The sequence below is a fragment of the Marinobacter sp. MBR-99 genome, from assembly GCF_040547575.1.
GTDB lineage: Bacteria > Pseudomonadota > Gammaproteobacteria > Pseudomonadales > Oleiphilaceae > Marinobacter.
Map to the genome: position 1 here is coordinate 107,804 of NZ_JBEPPY010000010.1, position 22,963 is coordinate 130,766.

Annotated in this window: 21 protein-coding genes; 13 read left to right on the forward strand and 8 right to left on the reverse strand. The window is 54.3% G+C overall.

The genetic code is table 11. The annotated features are described in order from the left end of the window. Positions 1 to 12: 12 nt before the first annotated feature. From ABIE59_RS10580 to ABIE59_RS10590, 3 genes are all read left to right on the forward strand, one after another. Positions 13 to 684 carry a YrbL family protein gene (locus ABIE59_RS10580; RefSeq protein ID WP_354446710.1) on the forward strand — a complete coding sequence of 224 codons (672 nt, stop codon included), beginning with the start codon at positions 13 to 15 and terminating at the stop codon, positions 682 to 684. A gap of 83 nt (positions 685 to 767) precedes the next feature. Further along, positions 768 to 2,186: a mannose-1-phosphate guanylyltransferase/mannose-6-phosphate isomerase gene (locus tag ABIE59_RS10585; protein WP_011784313.1), complete on the forward strand. Its 1,419-nt coding sequence runs from the start codon at positions 768 to 770 to the stop codon at positions 2,184 to 2,186. Further along, complete coding sequence (locus ABIE59_RS10590) at positions 2,183 to 3,091, forward strand: lysophospholipid acyltransferase family protein (RefSeq protein WP_354446712.1); 909 nt, start codon at positions 2,183 to 2,185, stop codon at positions 3,089 to 3,091. The genes ABIE59_RS10585 and ABIE59_RS10590 overlap by 4 nt, the downstream gene beginning before the upstream one ends. Here the strand turns inward: ABIE59_RS10590 and ABIE59_RS10595 are convergent. Further along, on the reverse strand, positions 3,088 to 4,143 hold the full coding sequence (locus tag ABIE59_RS10595; RefSeq protein ID WP_354446714.1) for a glycosyltransferase family 4 protein: 1,056 nt from the start codon (positions 4,141 to 4,143) through the stop codon (positions 3,088 to 3,090). The genes ABIE59_RS10590 and ABIE59_RS10595 overlap by 4 nt on opposite strands. Before the next feature lie 70 nt (positions 4,144 to 4,213). On the opposite strand from ABIE59_RS10595, the gene ABIE59_RS10600 reads away from it, so the two are divergent. Then, positions 4,214 to 5,308 carry a glycosyltransferase family 4 protein gene (locus ABIE59_RS10600; RefSeq protein WP_354446716.1) on the forward strand — a complete coding sequence of 365 codons (1,095 nt, stop codon included), beginning with the start codon at positions 4,214 to 4,216 and terminating at the stop codon, positions 5,306 to 5,308. On the opposite strand, the gene ABIE59_RS10605 is transcribed toward ABIE59_RS10600, so the two are convergent. From ABIE59_RS10605 to rfaD, 3 genes are read right to left on the reverse strand one after another with little or no spacing between them, the layout of a single operon-like run. Further along, positions 5,292 to 6,041, reverse strand: coding sequence for a glycosyltransferase family 2 protein (locus ABIE59_RS10605; protein ID WP_354446718.1), 750 nt, complete (start codon positions 6,039 to 6,041; stop codon positions 5,292 to 5,294). The two genes, ABIE59_RS10600 and ABIE59_RS10605, sit on opposite strands and share 17 nt — an antisense overlap. Beyond that, positions 6,038 to 7,045, reverse strand: coding sequence for a lipopolysaccharide heptosyltransferase II (gene waaF / locus ABIE59_RS10610; protein ID WP_354446720.1), 1,008 nt, complete (start codon positions 7,043 to 7,045; stop codon positions 6,038 to 6,040). The genes ABIE59_RS10605 and waaF overlap by 4 nt, the downstream gene beginning before the upstream one ends. After that, positions 7,042 to 7,983, reverse strand: coding sequence for an ADP-glyceromanno-heptose 6-epimerase (gene rfaD / locus ABIE59_RS10615; RefSeq protein WP_354446722.1), 942 nt, complete (start codon positions 7,981 to 7,983; stop codon positions 7,042 to 7,044). The genes waaF and rfaD overlap by 4 nt, the downstream gene beginning before the upstream one ends. Before the next feature lie 264 nt (positions 7,984 to 8,247). Here rfaD and ABIE59_RS10620 point away from each other — a divergent pair, with 264 nt between their 5' ends. Genes ABIE59_RS10620 through ABIE59_RS10660 form a run of 9 tightly spaced genes read left to right on the forward strand, consistent with a single transcriptional unit; the run spans position 8,248 to position 16,704 of the window. Further along, positions 8,248 to 8,832: a D-sedoheptulose-7-phosphate isomerase gene (locus tag ABIE59_RS10620; protein WP_354446724.1), complete on the forward strand. Its 585-nt coding sequence runs from the start codon at positions 8,248 to 8,250 to the stop codon at positions 8,830 to 8,832. Further along, positions 8,829 to 10,277 carry a bifunctional D-glycero-beta-D-manno-heptose-7-phosphate kinase/D-glycero-beta-D-manno-heptose 1-phosphate adenylyltransferase HldE gene (hldE, locus tag ABIE59_RS10625; RefSeq protein ID WP_502915350.1) on the forward strand — a complete coding sequence of 483 codons (1,449 nt, stop codon included), beginning with the start codon at positions 8,829 to 8,831 and terminating at the stop codon, positions 10,275 to 10,277. The genes ABIE59_RS10620 and hldE overlap by 4 nt, the downstream gene beginning before the upstream one ends. A 1-nt stretch (position 10,278) precedes the next feature. After that, complete coding sequence (locus tag ABIE59_RS10630) at positions 10,279 to 11,322, forward strand: glycosyltransferase family 9 protein (protein WP_354446728.1); 1,044 nt, start codon at positions 10,279 to 10,281, stop codon at positions 11,320 to 11,322. Beyond that, positions 11,319 to 11,843 (forward strand): D-glycero-beta-D-manno-heptose 1,7-bisphosphate 7-phosphatase, encoded by a 525-nt coding sequence (gene gmhB / locus ABIE59_RS10635; RefSeq protein ID WP_354446730.1) that lies wholly within the window; start codon positions 11,319 to 11,321, stop codon positions 11,841 to 11,843. The genes ABIE59_RS10630 and gmhB overlap by 4 nt, the downstream gene beginning before the upstream one ends. Before the next feature lie 2 nt (positions 11,844 to 11,845). Then, on the forward strand, positions 11,846 to 12,220 hold the full coding sequence (locus tag ABIE59_RS10640) for an HAD family hydrolase (protein WP_354446732.1): 375 nt from the start codon (positions 11,846 to 11,848) through the stop codon (positions 12,218 to 12,220). Further along, the gene (locus ABIE59_RS10645; protein ID WP_354446734.1) at positions 12,220 to 13,827 is read left to right on the forward strand and encodes a capsular biosynthesis protein; all 1,608 of its coding nucleotides are present in this window, start codon (positions 12,220 to 12,222) and stop codon (positions 13,825 to 13,827) included. Before ABIE59_RS10640 ends, ABIE59_RS10645 begins: the two co-directional genes overlap by 1 nt. Beyond that, the gene (locus tag ABIE59_RS10650; RefSeq protein WP_354446736.1) at positions 13,824 to 14,543 is read left to right on the forward strand and encodes a glycosyltransferase family 2 protein; all 720 of its coding nucleotides are present in this window, start codon (positions 13,824 to 13,826) and stop codon (positions 14,541 to 14,543) included. The genes ABIE59_RS10645 and ABIE59_RS10650 overlap by 4 nt, the downstream gene beginning before the upstream one ends. Before the next feature lie 18 nt (positions 14,544 to 14,561). After that, a complete protein-coding gene (locus ABIE59_RS10655) occupies positions 14,562 to 15,698 on the forward strand; it encodes a glycosyltransferase (RefSeq protein WP_354446738.1) in 1,137 nt (378 codons plus the stop codon). Then, positions 15,688 to 16,704 carry a WavE lipopolysaccharide synthesis family protein gene (locus ABIE59_RS10660; protein ID WP_354446740.1) on the forward strand — a complete coding sequence of 339 codons (1,017 nt, stop codon included), beginning with the start codon at positions 15,688 to 15,690 and terminating at the stop codon, positions 16,702 to 16,704. The genes ABIE59_RS10655 and ABIE59_RS10660 overlap by 11 nt, the downstream gene beginning before the upstream one ends. Before the next feature lie 42 nt (positions 16,705 to 16,746). Here the strand turns inward: ABIE59_RS10660 and ABIE59_RS10665 are convergent, their stop codons facing one another. From ABIE59_RS10665 to glnE, 4 genes are all read right to left on the reverse strand, one after another. Next, positions 16,747 to 17,979 (reverse strand): O-antigen ligase family protein, encoded by a 1,233-nt coding sequence (locus ABIE59_RS10665; protein WP_354446742.1) that lies wholly within the window; start codon positions 17,977 to 17,979, stop codon positions 16,747 to 16,749. A gap of 26 nt (positions 17,980 to 18,005) precedes the next feature. After that, positions 18,006 to 18,731, reverse strand: coding sequence for a 3-deoxy-D-manno-octulosonic acid kinase (locus ABIE59_RS10670; RefSeq protein ID WP_354446744.1), 726 nt, complete (start codon positions 18,729 to 18,731; stop codon positions 18,006 to 18,008). A 103-nt stretch (positions 18,732 to 18,834) separates the two neighbouring features. Then, positions 18,835 to 19,758, reverse strand: a complete 924-nt coding sequence (locus ABIE59_RS10675; protein ID WP_354446746.1) for a branched-chain amino acid transaminase — start codon at positions 19,756 to 19,758, stop codon at positions 18,835 to 18,837. Between the two features lie 77 nt (positions 19,759 to 19,835). Continuing rightward, positions 19,836 to 22,742, reverse strand: coding sequence for a bifunctional [glutamate--ammonia ligase]-adenylyl-L-tyrosine phosphorylase/[glutamate--ammonia-ligase] adenylyltransferase (glnE, locus tag ABIE59_RS10680; RefSeq protein ID WP_354446748.1), 2,907 nt, complete (start codon positions 22,740 to 22,742; stop codon positions 19,836 to 19,838). Positions 22,743 to 22,963 lie beyond the last annotated feature (221 nt).

Consider the following 22,963-nt stretch of genomic DNA (forward strand, 5'->3'; position numbering starts at 1 on the left):
AATAATGAAACCATGCTAGACCTGTCTGACAAACTGCCGTTCGCGCAGGGCTACAATCGCCTGTGTTACGAACACCCGTTAGATTCAGCCCGCTGCCTGAAGATCGTTCGCCCGGAAAATATCGCCGCCCGCGCCCAAAGGCAGTCACGCCTCAAACAGCTTTTAGGAACCCATCGGCTCAACGATAACACCCAGGAGATCATCGCGCACAATCAGCGCGCCATACGAGGGCTGCTCGCTAAAGGTCACGAAAATCTTGTCTGGGCGCATCTGCCAAGGTTCTACGGAAGCGTGCAAACCTCCCTTGGCGAGGCCAATGAAAGCGAACTGATTTGCCGTGCGAATGGCAGTGTTGCGCCAACGCTCGAAACATTGATGCAAGACCACGGCCTGACACCGGAACTGGAAACAGGCATCAGAGAATTTCTCGACTGGCTGAAACAAACCCGAATACTCACCAGAAACCTGCTCCCTCATAACCTGGTCGTCACGGATCGGATTGGCCGCACTCAATTGTTTCTCGTGGACGGCCTGGGAGCGCCCACGATACCTCGGGCATTGGCACCAGTGCCGGGTTGGAGCTCGCATTACATCGACAGAAAGATCGACAGATTCAGGAAACGACTGGCCTGGGAGCAAGACAGTAAAGGCCTTTCCTGGGAAGATTTCCAACGCTTAAGATAAAACCGCTAAGATCTGCGTGTTAACATACAGTGTCAGTGATTCTTAGCCGAATTGGTAACAATTCAACACCCTGGAGTGCACACATGATTCACCCCGTCATTATGGCCGGAGGCACCGGCTCTCGCCTTTGGCCGTTATCCAGGCAACTGAACCCCAAGCAGTTCCTGAAACTGACGGACCAACATCTATCCATGCTGCAGCTGACCGTGGCCCGGCTGGATGGTATGGAATCCGCCGATCCACTCCTGATCTGCAACGAAGACCACCGCTTTCTGGCGGCCGAGCAAATGCGCCAGGCGGGCTACAAAGATGCCCGAATTATTCTGGAGCCCTGTGGGCGCAACACGGCACCGGCCATCGCTCTGGCAGCCCTGCAACTGGTCAAGAACATAGATGAAAACCAGAACCCGCTGATGCTGGTTCTGGCCGCAGACCACCTGATCAAAGATATCGCTGCGTTCCAGAGCGGCATCCAGAAGGCCATACCCCTGGCTCAGCAGGACAAGCTGGTGACCTTCGGCATAGTACCCGGCCATGCGGAAACCGGTTACGGCTACATCCAGCAAGGCCCGAAATTGGCCGACGACAGCTTCAGCGTTAGCCGGTTTGTGGAGAAGCCCGACCAGACTACCGCGGAAGAATACCTCGCATCCGGTGATTACCTCTGGAACAGTGGCATGTTCCTGTTCGGCGCCCGCACCTACCTTCAGGAACTGCAGAAACACCGCCCGGACATTCTTGCGATCTGCCAGGCAGCGCTGGACGACGCCAGCGAGGATCTGCACTTCACCCGCGTAAATGAAAGCGTATTCGCCGAGTGCCCGGAAGATTCCATCGATTACGCCGTGATGGAAAAGACCGATAACGCCGCCGTGGTGGCGCTCGATGCCGGCTGGAGCGATATCGGCTCCTGGTCCGCTTTATGGGAAGTTTCTGAAAAAGACAGCTGCGGAAACGCCTTCAGCGGTGATGTCATTGCCCATAACACAGAGAGCACTCTGGTCCGCGCAGACAGCCGCCTTGTGGCCACGGTTGGCGTGAAAGATCTGGTGATCATTGAAACCAAAGACGCCTTGCTGGTCGCCCACAAAGATCAGGTCCAGGATGTCAAAAAGGTGGTTGAACGCATCAAGAATGATGGCCGGCACGAGCACATGAATCACCGGGAAGTCTACCGCCCCTGGGGTGTATATGATTCCATCGATAACGGCCACCGCTACCAGGTGAAACGCATCACCGTGAAGCCCGGTGCCAAGCTGTCTGTCCAGATGCACCATCACCGGGCAGAACACTGGATTGTCGTCAGCGGCACCGCAAAGGTAACCAATGGCGAGGAGTCGTACCTGGTGACCGAAAATCAGTCCACTTACATACCGGTCGGCCAGATTCATTGCCTTGAAAACCCCGGCGTTATTGACCTGGAACTGATTGAAGTGCAGTCCGGATCCTATCTGGGCGAAGATGACATTGTACGATTCGAGGACCGGTACGGCAGATCATGAGCAAATTCAAGTATTACCTGATTGCCGGCCTGTTGCGGATTGTCAGCTATTTGCCCCTGGGCGCCGCACAGTTCATTGGCAAATGGCTGGGACTCCTGGCCTGGAAACTGGGCGGCCGGCCAAAGAAGATCACCGACATCAATCTGGACATCTGCCTGCCGGAACTCACCGAAGAGCAGCGCAGGGACCTGTCCAGAGACTCCCTGGCCCATACCGGCATGACGGCCCTGGAAATCCCGCTGATGTGGGAGTGGCCCGTAGATAAGTGCCTTGGGTTGATCAAGGAAACGGAAGGCCTGGAACTGGTTGATGAGGCCCTGGCGACCGGCAAAGGATTGATCTTGCTCGCGCCGCACCTTGGCAACTGGGAGCTGGCGGGCCTGTTTTTCTCCTCCCGCTATAAAATGGCCGCACTATACAGCCCTCCGCACATCAAGGAATTCGAAGATTACATGATTAGGGTGAGGGGGCGCCTTGGCTCCGAACTGGTGCGCGGCGACCGTAAAGGCCTGATGCGCCTGATGGGTATTTTGAAGGAAGGCGGCGTAGCCGGCATTCTTCCCGACCAGTCTCCCCGGGGCAAAACCAACGCCTACGCGCCCTTTTTCGGCATGGACGTGATGACCATGACCCTAGTCGGCAAGTTGGTACAGAAAACCGGGGCCAATGTTCTGGTGACCTACGCCGAGCGCCTGCCCAACGGCGAAGGCTTCAAGATTCTGGTCACTCGGGCGGAGCCTGGCATTGGTGCCGAGGATACAGTGGCCGGCGCCACCGCCTTGAATCAATCCGTGGAAAAGGTGGTGCGAATGACCCCTGAGCAGTACCAGTGGGAGTACAAACGCATGCGGCACCGGCCGCCGGGGAATCCGAATCCTTATAAGCCTGGGCAGATATGCGACTAACCGCCTGGCTGCCAGGAACTCCCTTGGGATTGCAAGGTTGCGGAGTAGAGTCCCAGGTAACGTTCCGCCACCGATGCAGGGCTGAACGCTGTTAAGCCTGCCTGGGCAGCGTCTGCGAAAGCGGCGGCCTTCTCTGGGTTATCGAGGATAAACTGAATCGCCGAAGCCAAAGCCTCCGGGTCACCCGGGGATACCAGAAGTCCATTCGCTTTATCGGAGATCAGGTCAGGAATGCCTCCGGCTTTGGCCCCAACCACCGGCACATGATGTTGCATGGCCTCAAGAATCGTTGAGCCAAGCCCCTCGGAGAGTGAGGGGAACACGAAGACATCCAGAGCTGCCAACCAATCCCCAACGCTATCCTGGTGCCCCAGAAAACTGACGTTGGGCAAATCCTGTGCCTGGGATTTGAGCCATTGTTCATCTGGCCCTTCTCCCAGAAATACGAACTGCACGTCTGGCCTGAGATTGGCCATTAAACGCGCTGCCTCAATCGTGATGTGATAACCCTTGTGCTTCAGGAGGCGGCCCACCTGACCGACCAGACGTTTGGCGGGATACTGCTGTCTGATGGCTGCTACGGCCTCTGGTGCGGCCGGGAAGCCTGAAAAACTTGACGGGATGATGACAGTGTCGACATCGCCCAGCCGGTGCTGCACAACAGATTCAATGGCAGAGCTCAGGCAGGCGATGGTCGCGGCTCCACCATAGGCCGCAGCCGTCAATCGCCCTGTTCCGATGGGATTATCGACTCGCCTGGTGATGACGTAAGGCGTTCCGCGCAAGCGGGATTCGATCCAGGCCCAGTAGACTGCTTTGCCGTCGTGGCAATGAACGAGGTCCCAGCTTCCCTTGCCGTGGCCCAACAGAAAATGTGCACACTCGCGCATTCCGAGCGACTGGGTGTCTTCCAGCTCTGCCCATAGGCGACTCCCAGGCCTGGCCACCAGCGTTTGCTGAATACCGCGCTTCGCCAGCTCCCGAATCAGGTTTACAGTCTGTCGCTCGCCACCGGAAAAACCTCCGGCCAGGTTTACGTGGCAAATGTGCATACCAACTCGGCCCCGTCGATGTTTTAATGGCGGAAGTGTAAGAGATCGACCATGAAAAGGACATAACACTGTGAAGCTACTTGTAATCAGCTCCTATGTAGATACCTGGAATTCTGTTCGGCCTGAAGCCGAAATGCTGATCGGGCTGGCAAAGTTGGGTGTCGACGTTGAGCTGATGACACAACCGGATGCAGAGTACCGCTCCCGTTTTGAAGAAAACGGAATCAAGGTGCATGGTTTCCATCCCCGCAAGAAAATAGAGCCAGAAGCCATTCGTCGCATTCGTCACCTGCTGATCGAGGGCAAGTTTGACGCGGTGTACTGCTTTAACAACAAGGCCATCACCAACACAAATTTTGCTGCCGTCGGGTTGCCGGTCAAGGTCATGACCTACCGTGGTCAGACAGGCAACATCAGTCGCTGGGACCCGAGCTGTTATCTGACTCACCTGAACCCAAGGGTGGATCGCATTGTCTGCGTATCAAAAGCTACCCGGGACGACCTGCAAAATCACGTTTGGGGCAACAAAAACAAAGTCTGCGCAGTATACAAAGGCCATGACCTTGCCTGGTATCAGGACACACCCGTTGATCTCAAAGAGTTCGGGGTGCCGGAAGGCGCGTTCGTCGTCGGCTCTGTCGCTAACATTCGCCCCCGGAAGGGGCTGCCAGTATTGCTTGAGGCAACTCACAAACTACCGGAAAACAGCAACATCCATCTGGTGCTGGTCGGCAGGGGCATGGACAACCCAGACGTGCAGAAGCTGATCAATGACAGCCCCATGGCCAACAGAATCCACCTGACGGGTTTTCGCAAAGACGCGCCGGCAATCATCGCCTCTTGCCAGGTTTCCGTTCTGGCCTCCACCAAGCGAGAAGGCCTGCCGAAAACCGTGATTGAAGCCATGGCGTATGGAGTTGCCCCCATCGTCAGTGATACCGGTGGTAGCGCCGAGCTGATAGAAGACGGGGTGTCTGGCATCCGGGTCACACCCGGTAGCGCAGATGAGATTGCGAGCGCAATCCGAAAGCTTTATGGGGATCAGGGTTTGTGCGAGAGCATGGGGCGCATGGCTCGAGAACGCATAAATTCGCGCTTTCACGTTGAGCAGTCAGCAAAGGCCCTGTTGCAGGTTATCGAGGAAACCGTCAGCGGCGAGTTTTAATCCACAGCGCAGCGTACTTGTTGAAAGCGTAAATGGCCGTTGTTACAGCCAACAAAAAACCATGCCGGCCGTCCAGAAAGCCTCTTTGCAAAATATACTTTCGGACAAAGGCGCCGGCACTGTGAGTGCACGCAGAGAACAACGAAGCTGTCTTGCCTCGGCGGGCCCGGCCTTCGGCCCAGTCCTCGGCGTAGCGGACAGACTTCGCCATGTACTCGGCGAAATTGGTGGCGGTGTAGTGCAGGAGGTCGCCATTTAGGGTTTTTACTGAAGCGCCCGGACAATCCACTTTTTCGTGCACCAGGGCATCGTCATAGCCATAGGCGTCACGCCGGTACAAGCGAACCACCTTGTCCGGGTACCAGCCCGAATGGCGAATGAACCGGCCAAAGAACCAGGACAAGCGCTTCACCTGAAACACGCTATTCTCCGAAGCCTGCCCCACAGCATCCTGAATGGATTTGGCCAACTCTTCGGTCACAACTTCATCGGTATCAATCCAGAACAACCACTCGCCACGGGCATGGCTTTGAGCTCGCTGGCGCTGCGGGCCGAACCCCGGCCAGTCCGTGGACTGGAAGATGCGAGCGCCAAACTGCTCCGCAATCGATAAGGTATCGTCGGTTGAGCCAGAGTCCAGGATCACGATCTCATCGGCAAACCCAAGGCTTTCTAGACACTTGGCAAAGTCTGGCCCGGCGTTTTTGGTGATCAGGACGGCGCTCAATTTCACTGGCACGCCTCCAGAACCCGTTGTACGGAGATGCCAGTCAGGCAATGGTAATGCCCGAAACGACACGTGCGTTCGAAACAGGGGCTGCACTCCACCGGGTGCCGAACAATGATCGCATTCTCCGTTAACGGCGGCGTAAAATCCGGACTGGTGGAGCCATAGATAGCCACCACCTCGGCTCCCGCTGCTGCGGCTACATGCATCAGCCCCGAATCATGGCTGACCACCTTACGGCACAGGCTGAATAGGTCGACGGTGTCCTCCAGGCGGGTTTTACCGCAGAGATTGAATACCCCTGCCTGCCCTTTGGAAATCTGGTCACCCGCCTCCGCATCTTTCGGCCCACCGATGACCCATACCTGGTTACCCTGCTGCACCAACTGTTCTGCCAAAGCGCGGTGGCTTTCCAGCGGCCACTGCTTGGCAGGTCCAAACTCGGCACCCGGACAGATCGCAATGGCGGGCCGGTCGGGCTCCAGTTCCAGTTTCGCGACGACACTCCGTGCGTTGACCTCGTTAATGGTCAACGACGGCTCCGGCACATCAAAGTGATACTTTTCATAATCAGCTTTAGTGGCACCTAGCCCCAGGTACCGCCAGACGGTTTTATCAGTAATAACGGCGCCATCCCTGGTAGGATGTCTGCGCCGCGCATCCGTTAACAAAATGGAGCGCCCTTCACCGCTGAACCCGACTCTTTCCGGTATCCCCGCAAAGAAGGGGATCAAAGCGGATTTAAAGGAACGCGGAAGGATGATCGCTTTGCCATAGCCCTTGAGCGACCTGGCCAACTGCCACTGTGCCTTCAAGGCCAGCTCGCCGCTTTTCCAGGGGGCGGCAATGCCTTTGCTCACCTCAGGCATGCGATCAATGATTGGTAACGACCAGCCCGGAGCCAGCACATCAATGTCTGCTTCCGGGTCCTGCTGCTTCAGAGATTTGAACAGCGCCTGGGCCATGACCATGTCCCCCACCCAGGACGGCCCTACTACCAGGTATTTCATCGGTTCAGCCAGGCCAGATAGCTCTCAACACCACTGGCCACATCAGCAAACTCAGCGGTGTAGCCAACATCACGCAGAGCGGTAATATCGGCCTGGGTAAAGCTCTGGTAGCGACCTTTCAGCTCATCCGGGAAGGGGATAAACTCGACGCTGCCCTTGCCGTGGTAGCGGATAACGGCCTCTGCAACGTCAAGAAACGACTGGGCTCGCCCCGTACCCAAGTTGAAGATTCCGGACTGTTCCGGGTTGTCATAAAACCAGAGGTTGACCTTGCAGACATCATCCACGTACACGAAATCCCGCTGCTGACCACCATCAGAGTAGCCATCCCACCCCTCGAACAGCTTGGGGTTCTGGCCGGCCTTGATCTGCTCGTGCAGGTGATAGGCAACCGAAGCCATCTTGCCCTTGTGCTGCTCCCTGGGGCCGTACACGTTGAAGTAGCGGAAACCAACAATCTGGCTGCGGGCGGAGGGCAGAATCTTGCGTACATACTGGTCAAACTGCCACTTGGAATAACCGTAAACGTTCAGCGGCCGTTCGCACTCCCGCTCTTCGCGGAATTCGTCACTGGCACCGTAGACCGCCGCGCTGGACGCGTAGAGGAAGGGCACCTTGCGATCAAGGCACCAGTGCAACAACACCTTGGAGTAGGTGTAGTTGTTCTCCATCATGAACTTGCCGTCCCACTCTGTGGTGTCTGAACAGGCACCTTCGTGAAACACCGCACGGATACCCATGGGCAAATCATTGGCTTTCACCCGCTCCAGAAACTCACCCTTGTCCATGTAATCCGTAACATCCAGCTCCGCCAGGTTCCGGAAACGGGTGCCATCGGTCAGATCGTCCACCACCAGAATATCGGTTTCGCCACGCAGGTTAAGGGCGTGAATAATGTTGGCTCCAATGAAACCGGCACCGCCAGTGACGACAATCATGGTAAGGCTCCTGAAATTTCTGTGCAGACAGGCCAGATAATGGCCGCTGGGTTCAGCCGTAATACTAACCTCTTTTGTACCTGCCTAAAACAACCAGAGACCGAGCAGCCATCGGCCAGAAGCATGATGAACACTGGATTAACGGGCGGTTAGTCGGTGAAAAAGCATATGGGACGCCTGTTGCGGCCATGGTACACTTCGCGCTTGGAACTGGTGCTGCGCCGCACCGGGTCGACTTTGGGATTGTTCATACCGGAGGCTCATATGTCCCAGCAAAGCAGTTACCTCGCCACCCTGGAACGGCACCGCAAAACCTTTGCCGTGATGGAAGAACACCAGGAATCCGTCGAGCAACTGTTGGAACTGACTCGCCAAAGCCTGAAACGGGGCGGCAAGATCATCTTCCTGGGCAACGGTGGCAGTGCCGCAGATTCGCAGCATTTGGCGGCCGAGTTCATGGTCCGCTATAAAAAAGAGCGCGGCCCCCTGGCCTCCATCGCCCTGACCACAGACACCTCCATTCTGACGGCACACCCGAACGACTACGAATTCGAGACCGTATTCGAGCGGCAAGTTCTGGGGCTGGGCAAGCCGGAAGACCTGGTGATCGGCCTGACCACCTCCGGCCAGAGCGAGAACATCAACCGTGCCCTGAAAGCCGCCAACGACATGGGTGCGGCCACCGTGGCACTGACCGGCCGGGACGGCGGCAAAGTCAAAGACATCGCAAAGCTGTCTATCATTATTCGCAGCGACGAAACCGCCCGCATCCAGGAGGCTCACATGTTCATTGGCCACTGGCTGTGTGAAGCAATGGATGAAGTGGTACTGTCCGGAGGCCTTGACTGATGCTTGATCTGGCCCGGCTGGACCAGCTTCAGAACGCCTCTGTGCTGGTGATTGGCGATGTCATGCTCGACCGCTATTTCATTGGTGACACCAACCGTATTTCGCCCGAAGCACCGGTACCCGTGGTGCGTGTCGCGCACACAGAAGACCGGGCCGGAGGTGCCGCCAACGTTGCCAGAAACATTGCCCACCTTGACGGCCAGGCCGCCATTCTTGGCATCATCGGCAACGACACAGACGGTCGTTTGCTGAAAGACCTACTGGTCAAGGAAAAGGTTCATTCCGAGCTTCTGGAACTGGACGACGCACGCACCATCTCCAAAACCCGCATTATCTCCCGCCATCAACAGATGGTTCGGCTCGACATGGAAGACACCTTCCCCATCGCCCAGGCCGAAAGCGTCAGGCAGCGTTACGGCGAACTGGTTGAGCAATACAATACCGTCATCATCAGCGACTATGCCAAAGGCACCCTCGCCCGTGTTGGCGACTTGATCCAGGCTGCGCGAAACGCCGGCAAGCAAGTGCTGGTTGACCCGAAAAGCAAAGACTTTTCCCTGTATCGTGGCGCAACCGTCATTACCCCGAATCTGAGTGAATTCAAGGCCGCCGGCGGAGATGCCTCCTCAGATGACGCCATGCTGAGCTCGGCCCGCGCCATGCTGACCGACGCGGGCATCGATACCATGCTGCTGACCCGCAGCGAGCAAGGCATGAGCCTGATCACCCCGACGGAGCACCACCATTTCCCGGCGGAAGTCCTGGAAGTGAGTGACGTCACCGGTGCCGGTGACACCGTGATCGCCACCCTGGGCACCCTGCTGAGCGCCGGGTTTGATCTGAAAGACGCGGCCTGGCTGTCCAACCTTGCGGCCGGCATTGTGGTGGCCAAACTAGGCGCCGCAACCGTTTCCCCGGAGGAACTGGCGGCCCGCGCCAGCCATCAGTGGTCGGCCAAGACCAGCGGCTACCACCCCAGCGTCGAGCAGAGCCTGCTGCACATTGATTACGCCCGCCAACAGGGCGAGCGGATTGTCTTTACCAACGGCTGCTTCGACATCCTGCACGCCGGCCATGTACGCTACCTGGCCCAGGCCCGGGCGCTCGGTGACCGACTGGTTGTCGGGCTGAACTCCGACGCCTCTGTGCGTCGCCTGAAGGGCGAAGAACGCCCGGTAAACTCGCTGGAAGACCGGATGGAAGTGCTATCCGCCCTGGCTTGTGTGGACTGGGTCATCCCCTTCGGTGACAACATTGAGGAGAACGACACCCCCGAGCAACTCATCAAACGGGTGAATCCGCAGGTGCTCGCCAAAGGCGGCGACTACTCCATCGACACCATCGTCGGCGCGGACTTTGTTCAGGAAAACGGCGGTGAGGTTGCCATCCTGCCCACGGTTGAAGGCCGTTCCACCACCGGGCTGATCAAGAAAGTTCGAGGCTGATTTGTCTGCGCCACGCTCCATCTGCCTGCTGCGCCTGTCGGCCATCGGCGACACCTGCAACGCCGCTGCAGTGGTGCACGCCATCCGGCAACATTACCCGAAAGCTGAGATCACCTGGGTGATTGGCAAGGCCGAAGCCGCGCTGATGGCAGGCATGGACGGCGTCAATCTTGTCGTGTTTGACAAGAAGCAGGGCATGGCCGCGTACCGCAACCTTCGGCGCCAGCTCCAGGGCAAACGATTTGACGCCCTGCTGCTGATGCAAGTCGCCCTGAGAGCGAATCTCGCCAGCTTGTGCGTTTCCGCCAAGCGGCGAATTGGCTACGACAAAGCCAAGAGCAAGGAACTGCACAGTCTGTTTATCAACGAACGGATCGAGCCAACGGACAAGGTCCATGTGCTGGACAATTTCCGACAGTTCCAGAAAGCGCTGGGTATCCCACTTGAAGCGCCCGACTGGAACATTCCGGTTAATGCGGAAGACCGGGGCTGGGCCAAAGCCCAGCTCGACCCGAACACCAGCAAACACCTGATCATCACCGCCGCCGCCTCCAACGCCGAGCGGAACTGGCTGCCAGACCGATACGCCGCGGTAGCCGACTACGCCGCCAGTCAGGGTTTTTCCGTGTATCTGTGTGGCGGGCCGTCCGATCATGAAAAGAAATTGGCCGCCGACATTCAGGCCCATGCAAAACATTCCCTAAATAACCTGGTTGGCCAGTCGAGCCTGAAGCAATTGTTCGCCCTGATTGGTGAGGCCAGCCTTGTGCTCGCACCAGACACCGGCCCGGCCCACATGGCCGTTGCTGCCGGCACACCCGTTATTGGCCTCTATGCTCACAGCAACCCGAAACGCACCGGCCCCTACCTTTGGCAAAACTACGTGGTAGACGCCTACACCCCCGCACTGAAGCAGAGGCGAGGCGAGACCCCAGAACAAAGCCGCTGGGGCCAGAGACTCAAGGGCGAAGAGTTGATGGAAAACATCACGACAGAACACGTTATCGACATGTTGGACCGCTGTATTCAGGAACAGAACCTATGACCAACAAAGCCGTATTTCTGGACCGGGATGGCGTGATCAACGTGGATCACGGCTACGCGTATCGCAAAGAAGATTTCGAGTTTGTAGACGGGATTTTCGAAGCCTGCCGACACTTTCAGGAGCAGGGCTACCTGTTGATTGTGGTCACCAATCAATCCGGCATCGCCCGAGGCATGTACACCGAAGCACAATTCCAGGAACTGACAGACTGGATGGTAGAACGCTTCAAGGAACAGGGCGTGACCATCTCCAAGGTTTATCATTGTCCGCATCATCCGGATTTTGGGCCGGCAGATGAACGGGACTGCGATTGCAGGAAGCCGAAGCCGGGAATGATTTTGAGGGGGATTGAGGAGTTTGAGCTGGACCCGGCGGCGTGCATTATGATCGGGGATAAGGTAAGTGATATGGAGGCTGCAAACTTAGCCAACCTTTCGCAGGGAATGCTGCTCGGAGGAGAACCACCCCATACAGTGAGTGACCTCGATATTTCGTACATAAAATCTCTGACAGAGCTGTAATCATGAAAAAGCTTGTTGTTGACCTCGATGGGACCATTACAAAAGGCGACACCTCGGATTACCGGAACGTATCTCCGAATCTGGATGTGATCGACAGGTTACGTTTTTACAAGAATCTGGGTTACGAGATTATTATCCAAACTGCTCGCAACATGCGGACCTACGAAGGAAACGTAGGAAAGATCAATATACACACTCTGCCGATTATCACCGAGTGGCTTGACCAGCACGAGGTCCCCTATGATGAGATTCACGTAGGCAAGCCCTGGTGTGGTTTCGAAGGCTTCTATGTAGACGACCGGGCTGTTCGCCCATCTGAGTTCACACAGATGAGCCCCGAAGAAATTGAAGAGCTAATAGCTGGAGAACACCAGTAATGTTCCTGATTATGTCTGCAGCCTACATAACACAGGAGTTACGATCCGAGTTTGGCGCACTCCCCCCCAGCTTTCTGCCACTGGGTAATCGCCGTCTTTTTCAACACCAAGTAAGACTGGCACCAAAAAACTCCGAGATTTTTTTGACACTCCCAGAATCCTTTAAAGTCTCGAAATTTGACCAAGAGTGGCTTAAAAAACATCATGTCAACGTCGTCAAACTACCAGACGGCCTGAGTTTGGGCGCCTCACTGGTTACAGCCCTTAACTTAGTGGAGCAGGGTTTTGAGGCACCGTTGCACGTACTTTTCGGCGACACACTAATTGACCCACTACCTAACGGTGACGACTTGGTTGCCGTTGCGACCGTGGAAGATAACTATGACTGGGCCATCATCACAGAAAATGATGATAACTGGCTGGTTAGCAGTCAAGATACGCTGAATGGAAACGAGCACTCAGTGGTAACAGGGTACTTCAAGTTCAGCAGTCCAAGACAATTAATACGCTGTATAACACAATGTAATTGGCAGTTCCTCGAAGGACTGGGACGGTACCGTAAAACCGTTGGACTCAGCACGGTAAAAGTCACCAACTGGTTGGATTTCGGGCACGCAAATACCTATTTCAGATCAAAGTCAGCACATACAACGCAAAGGGTCTTCAATGATCTGAAGATCACACCAAACTGGATCGAAAAATCAGGCACTCACAGCGTTAAGATCGAAGCAGAAGCAAACTGGTTTGAAAGCCTACCCCCAATGCTGCGGCGCTTCACACCGCAATATTTGGGACGTCCTGAATGCTCAGAAAAAAGCGCATACAGGCTAGAATACCTACATCATACTCCACTAAACGAATTATATGTTTTCGCGGATATTCCACCGTTGTTATGGAAGAAAATATTCAAGGAATGCCTGTCATTTCTGGAAGCATGTGCAGAGCACCACAATCAGAGAACGAAACAGTCGTCCGCCCGCCTGAACGCACTTTTTACAGAAAAAACCACCTCGAGACTTCAAGACTTTTCTCGTGAAAGCGGCATTCGAGTTGACACTGTTTTTCGATATTACGCAAGGGGAGGGGAGAAAAGGAAACTTGAGCTTTCAATAGAAGATCTCGTGCAGGGCAGTGAAATACGGCTCCCTTCCCAAGAAGCCGCTAGTACACTCATCCATGGTGATTTCTGTTTTAGTAACGTGCTCTACGAGTTCCGCACTAATAGAATCAAGGTGATAGATCCTAGAGGACTGAGCCCGGACGGGAAGCAGAGCATCTACGGTGATCTTCGATACGACCTTGCAAAGCTAAGTCATTCGGTTTTGGGTATGTACGACTGGATCGTTGCTGGCTACCACAACACTCTTCTCAACAGCCGGGATATATCTATCACCCTCCCGGAGACACCTAAACTCCATGATATACAGCAGCTCTTTATCGAAATGGTGGAATCACAGTTTTCGATCACTCCAACTGAATTATATGCAATGCAGACTCAATTATTCCTTTCTATGCTGCCTTTGCACAGCGACGACAAGGGTCGGCAGCAAGCCCTTCTTGCAAACGCATTTCGCATGTACGACATGATGGAGCGACACCAGCAATGATTGTTATCCCGATGGCAGGTCTGAGCTCCCGCTTTTTCGAGGCTGGGTACGACAAACCAAAGTATATGCTGGAAGCTCATGGCCGGACGCTTTTCGAACACTCAGTTTTGAGTTTCGAACAATACTTCAGCAGCGAGCATTTCGTCTTCGTTGTGCGAAATGTATTCGACACTCCCGGTTTTGTAGCCGAAGGAGCTGAGGCACTGGGAATCAAGAAATACGATGTCATCGTTCTTGATCAGGAAACACGGGGTCAGGCGGAAACGGTTTATTTGGCACTTCAGCAGGTTAAATCAGATGAAGAGCCACTGACTATTTTCAACATTGATACCTTCCGACCGGGCTTCACGTACCCCGATGAGAGCCGCAGGGGTGTAGGTTACCTCGAGGTTTTCCGGGGGCCAGGCGAACATTGGTCATTTGCGGAACCAACATCACCAGACTCAAACCTGGTGAAAAAAACTGCCGAGAAAAACCGCATCTCGGACCTGTGTAGTACTGGCTTGTACTATTTCAGACGCGCGGAGTATTTCATGGAAGCCTTTGAACAATATTGTCTAACCCCCGAGTCTGAATGGCCTAAAGGCGAGATCTACGTAGCACCACTCTACAACCTGCTGATAGAGCGCGGCGATTCAGTGTACTACCACTTAATCTCTACAAGTGAAGTAATTTTCTGCGGAACGCCGGATGAATACATCGAGTTTCTCGCGTAATAGCAAAAGGTTCAGAAGATGAAGATCGCATTCATTCTCGGTGCAGCAAACTATAAGCTGGCACTCTATCGTGCAACTATCGACACAGCGTCAGCATTGCGCGAAAAAGGTATCGAAGTAAACTATATATTCTGGGAATACCCAGGCACCTTGCAAGGAAATGATCAGTACATCCCTATTTTTGGCTTGTCCAAGGAAACAAGGGTAAGCAAGTGGTTTCTGAAGTTACTTTCATCCCTTCTCGGTCGGCACTTTTACTACTTCCTATTCAGTCGCTTTTTTGCGGCTCAGCTTTATAGACGAATAAGATCAGAAAATTATGATGCACTTTTCTTCCACGGAATGAGCTGTATTCCGATGCATCAGGGTATAAAAAACGAATTTATCATTGTACATAGCTGTAAGGCTCAGAATTTACTGGGCAAATTATCTGGGATCAAACGTAAGTTTTATCGAAAGATATATCAAAAAATCTACAGCGATAAAAATTTACTGTCAGTGTCGAAGGATGTGTCAACAGATATGCTTAATGGCATTGGTGCTTCGCCCAAAACTATTGGCGAAATCTACAACGGCTTCAATTTCGCACGTCTCAAAACTGCGATGCAGAATCCCTGCTCAGTGACGCTTCCAGATGCCTACATTATGTCCGCCGGCAGGCCTGATCGAACAAAGCGATTCGACATCTTACTTGAAGCTTATGCAAAAACCAGAAGAGCCTACCCTTTGGTGATATTCGGTGATGGTAAAAAACTAGGTGAATTGAAAGAGCAGGCAGCTAAACTTGGGTTATCGAACGATGTAATCTTCCCAGGGTTCTGTAGCGATTTGCTTGGAGCATATCGAAACGCTGTACTTTATGTATCTAGCTCCGATGTCGAGGGGCTGCCCACTGTGATCGTTGAGAGTCTGGTGTCCGAGACACCTGTTGTTGCAACTGACGCTGGAGGCAGTAATGAACTACTTGCAGGCAAGCTTGCAAAATGGATTGTTCGCCGAGGTGATGCCGATGGGCTGGCAAAAGCCATTGACGACATCCTGTTAGATCCACCCGAAGTGAGCGAGAAAGATATCGATTTTCTTGATTATCGTGTTGTAGCCGACAAATACGCAGACGTTGTCAACAAGAGTTTGGAGCGTTCAAGTGGTAAGTAACGCTGACATCACCGTCGTTGTTCAGGGGCCAGTGCAGACCTTTCGGGACCGAGAGCAGGAAGAGGGCATTACCCAAAAGTGTCTAGAGTCCGTCCGCCGGCATCTACCCGGCGCCCATATAGTTCTCTCTACATGGCCAGAGCAAGACCTTGAGGGCCTAGACTATGACGAACTGGTGATCAGTCCAGATCCTGGCCCGAACATCCGCTACTTCAAAGCAAATGGGGAGCCTCAGCTATTCAACAACAACCGCCAAATAGTGTCGACTAAGGAAGGGCTAAAACGCGTCAGAACCCCTTATGCCATCAAGCTTCGCAGCGACAATTTCCTAACCAGCACCAACTTTGTTGAGCTGCAGAGCCGTTACCCAGCACGGAGTGAAAATTTCCGCTTTCTCCAAGAACGGGTGGTCGTCAGCAACGTCTTCACAAGAAAATATGCCAAGGGCTTTCCAGTGGCACATCATCTGAGCGACTTTTTCTACTTTGGACGCACAGAGGACCTGATTTCATTGTGGGACCTCGACTTACTCGAGAACGCGACGGACATTATTGAAGAGAATGAAGTATCTTACCTCTCAACCTTTCCGATCGATTGCACTCAGATGCTTTGGCTTAGAGCGTTATCAAAGTTCGACCCCGACATTTTCCTGCGAGGCTTACTGGATAACCCATCGGAGAAACTCGAAGAATCTGATCACATCTATGCAAACAACCTCGTAATCGCATCGCCCGAGGAACTCGGGCTCGGCCTTTGTCAGAAGTTTCTCGGCACTGCAAGAATTTCCCGACCTCGGGGTCGGTGTGCGCAATGGCAACATTTCGAGTGGCAAAATCAATACAACCGGTTCTGCAACCCGTCGCCCCCCATAGGTACGGGTAGTAAAGTCGCGGCACTAAGAATCACCTTGCAACGGCTCATTTACGTTCACCCAACAAAAATTGAGACCGTTTTCAAAATCCTTAAACGGAAGAAACACTGTCAGCAACTAAAAAAAACCAACTGAGGCTTCGATCCCAACTACTGAAAAGAGCGTGCTTCAAGCGTGTTAATTCACCACTCTCCAATCAGAATGCTGAGTTCTATCTGCAGCCAGTATGCTAAGCAAGAAACCAGCATAGAAAATGACTGGCACATGCAGCAAGGGGACATCGGTCAAAGCTGAAACACTTAGAAGAAGTACAATTGATACGCCTGCCACCCGTCTCCAAAGCACCATTCCCGCGGACCAGAATGCTTTGATCGCCGCCAGCAGAGTCGCTACAAAAATACCGAGTCCTAGAGCACCTTTCTTTACCCAAGTATCCAAAAACTGATTGTGAAAGTGCGCTGCATTGAAGTGATAGAGCTCTGCGCTCAGCTCTCCCTCATGGTGCAGTTCCTCCAGTGCGTCTCGATAACCGTCTCCGTGGCCCATGAGAGGAGCATCAGCAATCAAAGGAATCGCTGAACGCCAAAGTTGCAGGCGAATACCAACCGAGGTGGAGAGATCTCCGCTGCTCACTGCCTCTACTTCGTCAATAGTCTGTACAATTCGATCCGAGTTAATGATCGCTAAACCCGATCCGGCAGTCAGTAGAACAACCAACAGTGCCAGAATAATTTTCCGGGATCTTACTCCGGGTTGCTTTAACCCATACAGCAAAGGCAGTGCTACAACCGCCACCAGGACTGGTATGAGAACTCCTCGGGTTTGAGTCATCATCAAAGAAACTAAAAGCGCGAGAATCAAAAATGAGGCTATTATTTTTATCCGTAGCTTCTTGCATGCAAACAAGACCCATGCGTACAAAGCCAAAAAAAGAACTCCGATCACCGTTGCAAAAGGAATGGGATTTATATGTCCTCCGACACGACCGCCATACTGCAAATACTCGCTGAAAACTAATACTGTCAATGCCAACGACGATGCCATCAAAAGGCCAATACGCCACGAATCAGGTAGCCTTATGCGCCGAACAAACTGCAAATAAAGCGCAAGACAAAGGAGCGCTCTCAATTCACTCCAACTTCCACCATGGACTACATAAACAAGAGCAACGTAGCCCACGTACAACCAAAGCACTTTGACGAATGAGTCCAGTGGAGAGCTATGGTTGGTCATGGTAATCATAAAACGCCTGCCCGCCGCCAATATGAGCAAAGAAACAATCACAATGCCGGGGACATATTTGGCACCTTGCGGAATCCACCACATGAGAGTAAAAACGTATACAACGGGCGCCAACACCAACCAACGTACAGTCAGTGGCGCATGACGGGAAAAAAACATGTTTAACATTAAATTTCCGAGACTATCGTCTGAGATCAGGAGGGATTATAGGCAGTAAGTAGCGCAGCCCAACCAGGTGCAACATCAGTGTGCGTATCGCTCGAATAGAGCTTATCAATAGAACGCTTTAACCTCTTCAGATTTTTGGCTTTCCACTTCTCATCAGAACTATTTCTCGCTTCTGAAAAGAAGCGTGCCTTGTCGAAGTCAATTAGAAAGACCTCACGGCCCCTAAGTAGAATATTAAAACAGTTAAGGTCAGCATGATAAACGCCAGCATCATGAAAGCGGCGAACCGTTTTGCCTACTGCTCGCCAAGCTTCAGTGTCGAGATCCTGCAAGCAATCACCCATTGGACGAGCATTGAGAATACGCCCCACAATAATTGCACCGGTATAAACCAATCCTGCCCGTTTCACCATTGCAGCAATTGGCTCAGGCACCGGAAAGCCTGAGGAGTATAGTTCGCTCAAAATGCGAAACTCTCGGAAAGGCCGACTTTTTCCTGTCCCGAGATATAGGTAGCTTGAAGACACTAATTGAGAAACAACCCCACCTCTTTTATAAAGTCGTAAAACCCAAGCTTGCTTCCCGCTGTCAATAAACCACGCACTGCCTCGACCTCCAGCCGAAACTGGTATGGCATTGTTCTGCCAGAAAGCAATATCAAACCAACGAAAGTCAAAGGTATCTGCCTGCTCAGGTGCAACAAGAGCAGAAATCTCGTTGGATACTATGCTCACCTCGTTATTAGGGCTCACGGACTTCACCTTTTATGACTGCACGTTGATAACACTAATAAAAAAGCCGCTCTTCTGGTACCAAAAGAGCGGCCTCTCGACCCTTCAAGCCGAATAGTGCATCTTATTTAACCAAGGTCAGCCACTCCTGGTGAGCCGACAACTTCCCCTTAACCGCATCAAAATACATGCTCTGCAGCTTCTCGGTAATCGGCCCACGCTTGCCTTCACCAATCTGACGACCATCCAGCTCGCGGATGGGCAGTACTTCGGCGGCGGTGCCGGTGAAGAAGGCTTCTTCGGCCACGTAGACTTCGTCACGGGTGATGCGGCGCTCTTTCACCTGCAGGCCCAGGTCTTTGGCGAAGTCGATGATGGTGGCGCGAGTGATGCCTTCCAGGCAGGAGGTCAGCTCCGGCGTGTGCAGCACGCCGTCACGCACGATAAAGATGTTCTCGCCGGAGCCTTCAGCCACGTAGCCTTCGTTATCCAGCAGCAGAGCTTCTTCGGCACCGCCGGAGATGGCTTCGTTCAGGGCCAGCATGGAGTTGATGTAGTTGCCGTTGGCCTTTGCCTTACACATGGTGATGTTCACGTGGTGGCGGGTATAGGACGAGGTGCGCACCTTGATGCCCAGCTCTTTGGCTTCCGGCGACATGTAGGACGGCCAGCTCCAGGCGGCAACCATCACATGCACTTTCAGGTTATCGGCACGCAGGCCCATGCCCTCGGAGCCCAGGAACGCCATGGGGCGCAGGTAGGCTTCGTCCAGGTTGTTTTCACGTACCGCTGCACGCTGGGCTTCGTTGATCTCATCCTTGCTGAACGGCATTTTCATATTCAGGATGTGAGCGGAGCGGAACAGGCGGTCGGTGTGCTCTTTCAGGCGGAAAATCGCCGGGCCGTTCGCGGTGTTGTACGCACGCACGCCTTCAAAACAGCCAAGGCCGTAATGCAGGGTGTGAGTGAGGACGTGGGTTTTGGCGTCACGCCAGGGAACCATTTCTCCGTCCAGCCAGATAACGCCATCGCGATCAGCCATCGACATTCTGTTCTGCTCCTAAAAAAGCGGTTTTACGGGGAATCGGCATTCTAGCAGGATTCTCTGTTGAAATTGAATGTCGCTTAACCAGCCAGCATCACTTTTTCCCACATGGATCGTATGTATCCCCGCTCGTCTGGAAATGCATCGCCCTCCACCTGGCTATTCAGGTTCTGCAGCGCTCGCCGATGGATAGTCGACCTCAGGGTTATGAACACCTCCCTGAGATTTTCGGTATCTTCTACCGCCATTACCCCGGCGCGGCCCAGCTCTTCCATCTGCCGGATGTTGTCCGTCCATTGGGTCAGCTCAGGATGCTCAGCACTCCAGGCCAGCATCAGGTATTGCACCAGGAATTCGATATCGACAATGCCGCCGCAGTCATGTTTGATGTGGAATACATCAGGCTGTTTTGCTTCCGGGGTGCCGAGGTTGGCGCGCATTTTTTCCCGCATATCCACGACTTCCTTGCGCAGTGCCTGTTTGTCTCGTGGCTGGCAAAGAATGTTATGGCGAATGGACTCAAAGGCTTTTAGGGTATCCGGGCAGCCGGCCACGCCGCGGGCCCGGGCCAGGGCCTGGTGCTCCCAGGTCCAGGCATCGTTCTGCTGATACTTTTCAAAGGCCTGAAGCGTGCTGACCAGCAACCCGGAATTGCCCGAGGGGCGCAGCCGCATATCCACTTCGTACAACTGGCCGGACGGGGTCTGGGTGCTGAGGATATGGACAATGCGTTGGCCCAGGCGGGTGTAGAACACGGCGTTGTCGATGGGCTTATCACCGTCCGTAGCCAACTCCGGATCCGCCTGGTGCACAAATACGAGGTCCAGATCCGAGGTGTAGCCCAGTTCGATTCCGCCGAGTTTGCCATAGCCGATAATGGCAAAGTCGGTGTCACAGGCGGAGCCATCAGCACGGCGGGGGTAGCCGTGCCGGCTCACGAGGTTTGCAAAGGCCACATCCACCACGTGGTCCAGCACCACCTCAGCAATCCAGGTGAGGTAATCACTCACTTTCATCAACGGCAATGTGCCTTTGATTTCAGACGCGGCCACCCGAAGCACATGGGCTTTCTTGAAGTACCGTAGCGATTCCATCTGCTCTTCCAGGTCTTCAAAGGGAATCCGCAGCATCTGCTGGCGCAGGTCGTCCTGCAGTTCCTCTTTGGCCGGTGGGGTATACAGGCTTTCGGCATTCAGCAGCTCATCCAGCAACAGCGGTGTTTCCGCCAGCAGACTGGCGACCCAGGGGCTGTCGCTGCACAGGCGCACTAACTGGGTCAGGGCGCCGGGGTTTTCCAACAAGAGCACCATGTAAGCCGTGCGGCGAAGGATGGCTTCGACAAGCTGAAGCACCCGCTCAAGTGTTTCGGAGGGGTTCTCAACCCCGGTCAGGGCGCGTAGCAGCAGTGGCATGAATTCATTCAGGCGCCGGCGCCCCTGGGTTTGCAGGGTTTGCACCGTGCGGCTGTCGCGCAGGTCGGTCAGTTTCTGGCAGCTGTCTTCGGGGCGCTCAAACCCCTGCTCAGCCAGCCACTCCACAGCCGCGGGCGCCTCCATTTCTGCCAGCCAAAGCTCAAACCAGCCATCCTCAATACCTACATCACCCTCCTGCTCGTCTTCATCCGACGCAATAATGTTGGAAAAATGCGTGGCCACCCGCTCGCGATGATCGCTCAAAGCCTGCAGACAGTCCGACCAGTCTGCATATCCCATTATCCGGGCTACCCGCGCCTGAGACAGGGCATCGTCCGGCAATTCCTGAGTTTGTTTGTCTTCCATGCCCTGCAGGGCGTGCTCGAGGTTTCTCAGGAACACATAGGCATCACGAAGTTCCCGGACCACTGCAGAAGGCAGTAACTCCAGTTCTTCCAGCTCTTTCAGGATTGCCTGCAATTCCCGCTGCTGGAGTTCCCGGTCGCGACCACCTCGAATCAACTGGAACGCCTGCACCACAAACTCAATTTCACGGATGCCACCGCTGCCCAGCTTGATGTTGTTCTCCAGTCCTTTGCGGCGCACCTCCCGGCTGATCATCGCCTTCATATTGCGCAGCGATTCAAAGGCACTGAAATCAATGTACTTCCGGTAAACGAAGGGCCGCAGGCTACTCATCAACATCTCCCCTGCCCGCTGGTCGCCCGCCACTACCCGGGCTTTCACCATCGCGTAGCGTTCCCAATCCCGGCCCTGGTCCTGGTAATAGGTCTCCAGCGCTGCAAAGCTCAGGGCCAGGGCACCGCTCTGGCCATAAGGGCGCAGGCGCATATCCACTCGGAACACGAAGCCGTCTGCGGTGATCTGGTCCAGCGCCTGGATCAACTTCTGGCCAAGGCGGATGAAAAACTGCTGGTTGTCCAGGGCCCGCCGGCCACCGCGGGTTTCGCCCTTACCCGGGAAGGCAAAGATAAGATCAATATCGGAAGAGACATTCAGTTCACGGCCACCGAGTTTCCCCATCCCCAGAACCACCATTTTCTGGGGAGCCTCCTCGCCAGTTCCAGGATCCCTACCCCAGGGCGTACCGGATTCCTCGCAGGCCTGCTCGTACAGCCAGTCCAGCGCACCATCAATACAGGTGTCGGCAAAGGCACTGGTGGCCGCGATGGTTTCCTGAAGGTCAGCCCACTTCAGCAGATCCCGCCAGATAATCCGAAACTGGACTTCACGCCGGAATTGCCTGAGCGCAGCGTGCAACGCTGGCTCAGAATCCACAGAGTCCAGAAAAGAGGCCCAACGTTCCGCCAGCCAGGCTTCGGTGGTGGGCTCTTGCAATGGCCGGGCCTTAACCGCCGAGCGAACCTGCTCCGGGTGCCGCTCCAGGGTTTGCCTTAAGAAGAGGCTCCGGGCAAAGGCTTCGGCAATATCGGCCTCAGAGAGGCCTGCCTCATTGGCCAACCATCCTGGAACACCGTCCGGAAATATCGATGCCCAACAACCCGACACATCGCTTGCCAAATCCGCCGGCAATGAACCCCAAGGCTCAGACATAACGCAAACCCCTGTCTCTCTGATATATTTTCGGTACTGTATACCTAACTCAACAAGGACTGAACAGGCATACGGATTTTCAGTTAGTTGCCAGTAATCCGGATAGGTCACATCGTTCATCGTCGACAATGCTGAGCGCTGGCTCCAGCCCCATGACCGAATCCGGATACCGGATATACAACGGCAATAAATACACTGACTCAACGAGCAGAACGCTGCGG

Excerpts from the sequence above, each read along its gene's own strand:
- ABIE59_RS10580 (WP_354446710.1), top strand. The coding sequence starts at position 13 with ATGCTAGACCTGTCTGACAAACTGCCGTTCGCGCAGGGCTACAATCGC.
- ABIE59_RS10585 (WP_011784313.1), top strand. The coding sequence starts at position 768 with ATGATTCACCCCGTCATTATGGCCGGAGGCACCGGCTCTCGCCTTTGG.
- ABIE59_RS10590 (WP_354446712.1), top strand. The coding sequence starts at position 2,183 with ATGAGCAAATTCAAGTATTACCTGATTGCCGGCCTGTTGCGGATTGTC.
- ABIE59_RS10595 (WP_354446714.1), bottom strand. The coding sequence starts at position 4,143 with ATGCACATTTGCCACGTAAACCTGGCCGGAGGTTTTTCCGGTGGCGAG.
- waaF (WP_354446720.1), bottom strand. The coding sequence starts at position 7,045 with ATGAAATACCTGGTAGTAGGGCCGTCCTGGGTGGGGGACATGGTCATG.
- rfaD (WP_354446722.1), bottom strand. The coding sequence starts at position 7,983 with ATGATTGTCGTCACTGGCGGTGCCGGTTTCATTGGAGCCAACATTATT.
- ABIE59_RS10620 (WP_354446724.1), top strand. The coding sequence starts at position 8,248 with ATGTCCCAGCAAAGCAGTTACCTCGCCACCCTGGAACGGCACCGCAAA.
- gmhB (WP_354446730.1), top strand. The coding sequence starts at position 11,319 with ATGACCAACAAAGCCGTATTTCTGGACCGGGATGGCGTGATCAACGTG.
- ABIE59_RS10640 (WP_354446732.1), top strand. The coding sequence starts at position 11,846 with ATGAAAAAGCTTGTTGTTGACCTCGATGGGACCATTACAAAAGGCGAC.
- ABIE59_RS10645 (WP_354446734.1), top strand. The coding sequence starts at position 12,220 with ATGTTCCTGATTATGTCTGCAGCCTACATAACACAGGAGTTACGATCC.
- ABIE59_RS10650 (WP_354446736.1), top strand. The coding sequence starts at position 13,824 with ATGATTGTTATCCCGATGGCAGGTCTGAGCTCCCGCTTTTTCGAGGCT.
- ABIE59_RS10655 (WP_354446738.1), top strand. The coding sequence starts at position 14,562 with ATGAAGATCGCATTCATTCTCGGTGCAGCAAACTATAAGCTGGCACTC.
- ABIE59_RS10665 (WP_354446742.1), bottom strand. The coding sequence starts at position 17,979 with ATGTTAAACATGTTTTTTTCCCGTCATGCGCCACTGACTGTACGTTGG.
- ABIE59_RS10675 (WP_354446746.1), bottom strand. The coding sequence starts at position 19,758 with ATGTCGATGGCTGATCGCGATGGCGTTATCTGGCTGGACGGAGAAATG.
- glnE (WP_354446748.1), bottom strand. The coding sequence starts at position 22,742 with ATGTCTGAGCCTTGGGGTTCATTGCCGGCGGATTTGGCAAGCGATGTG.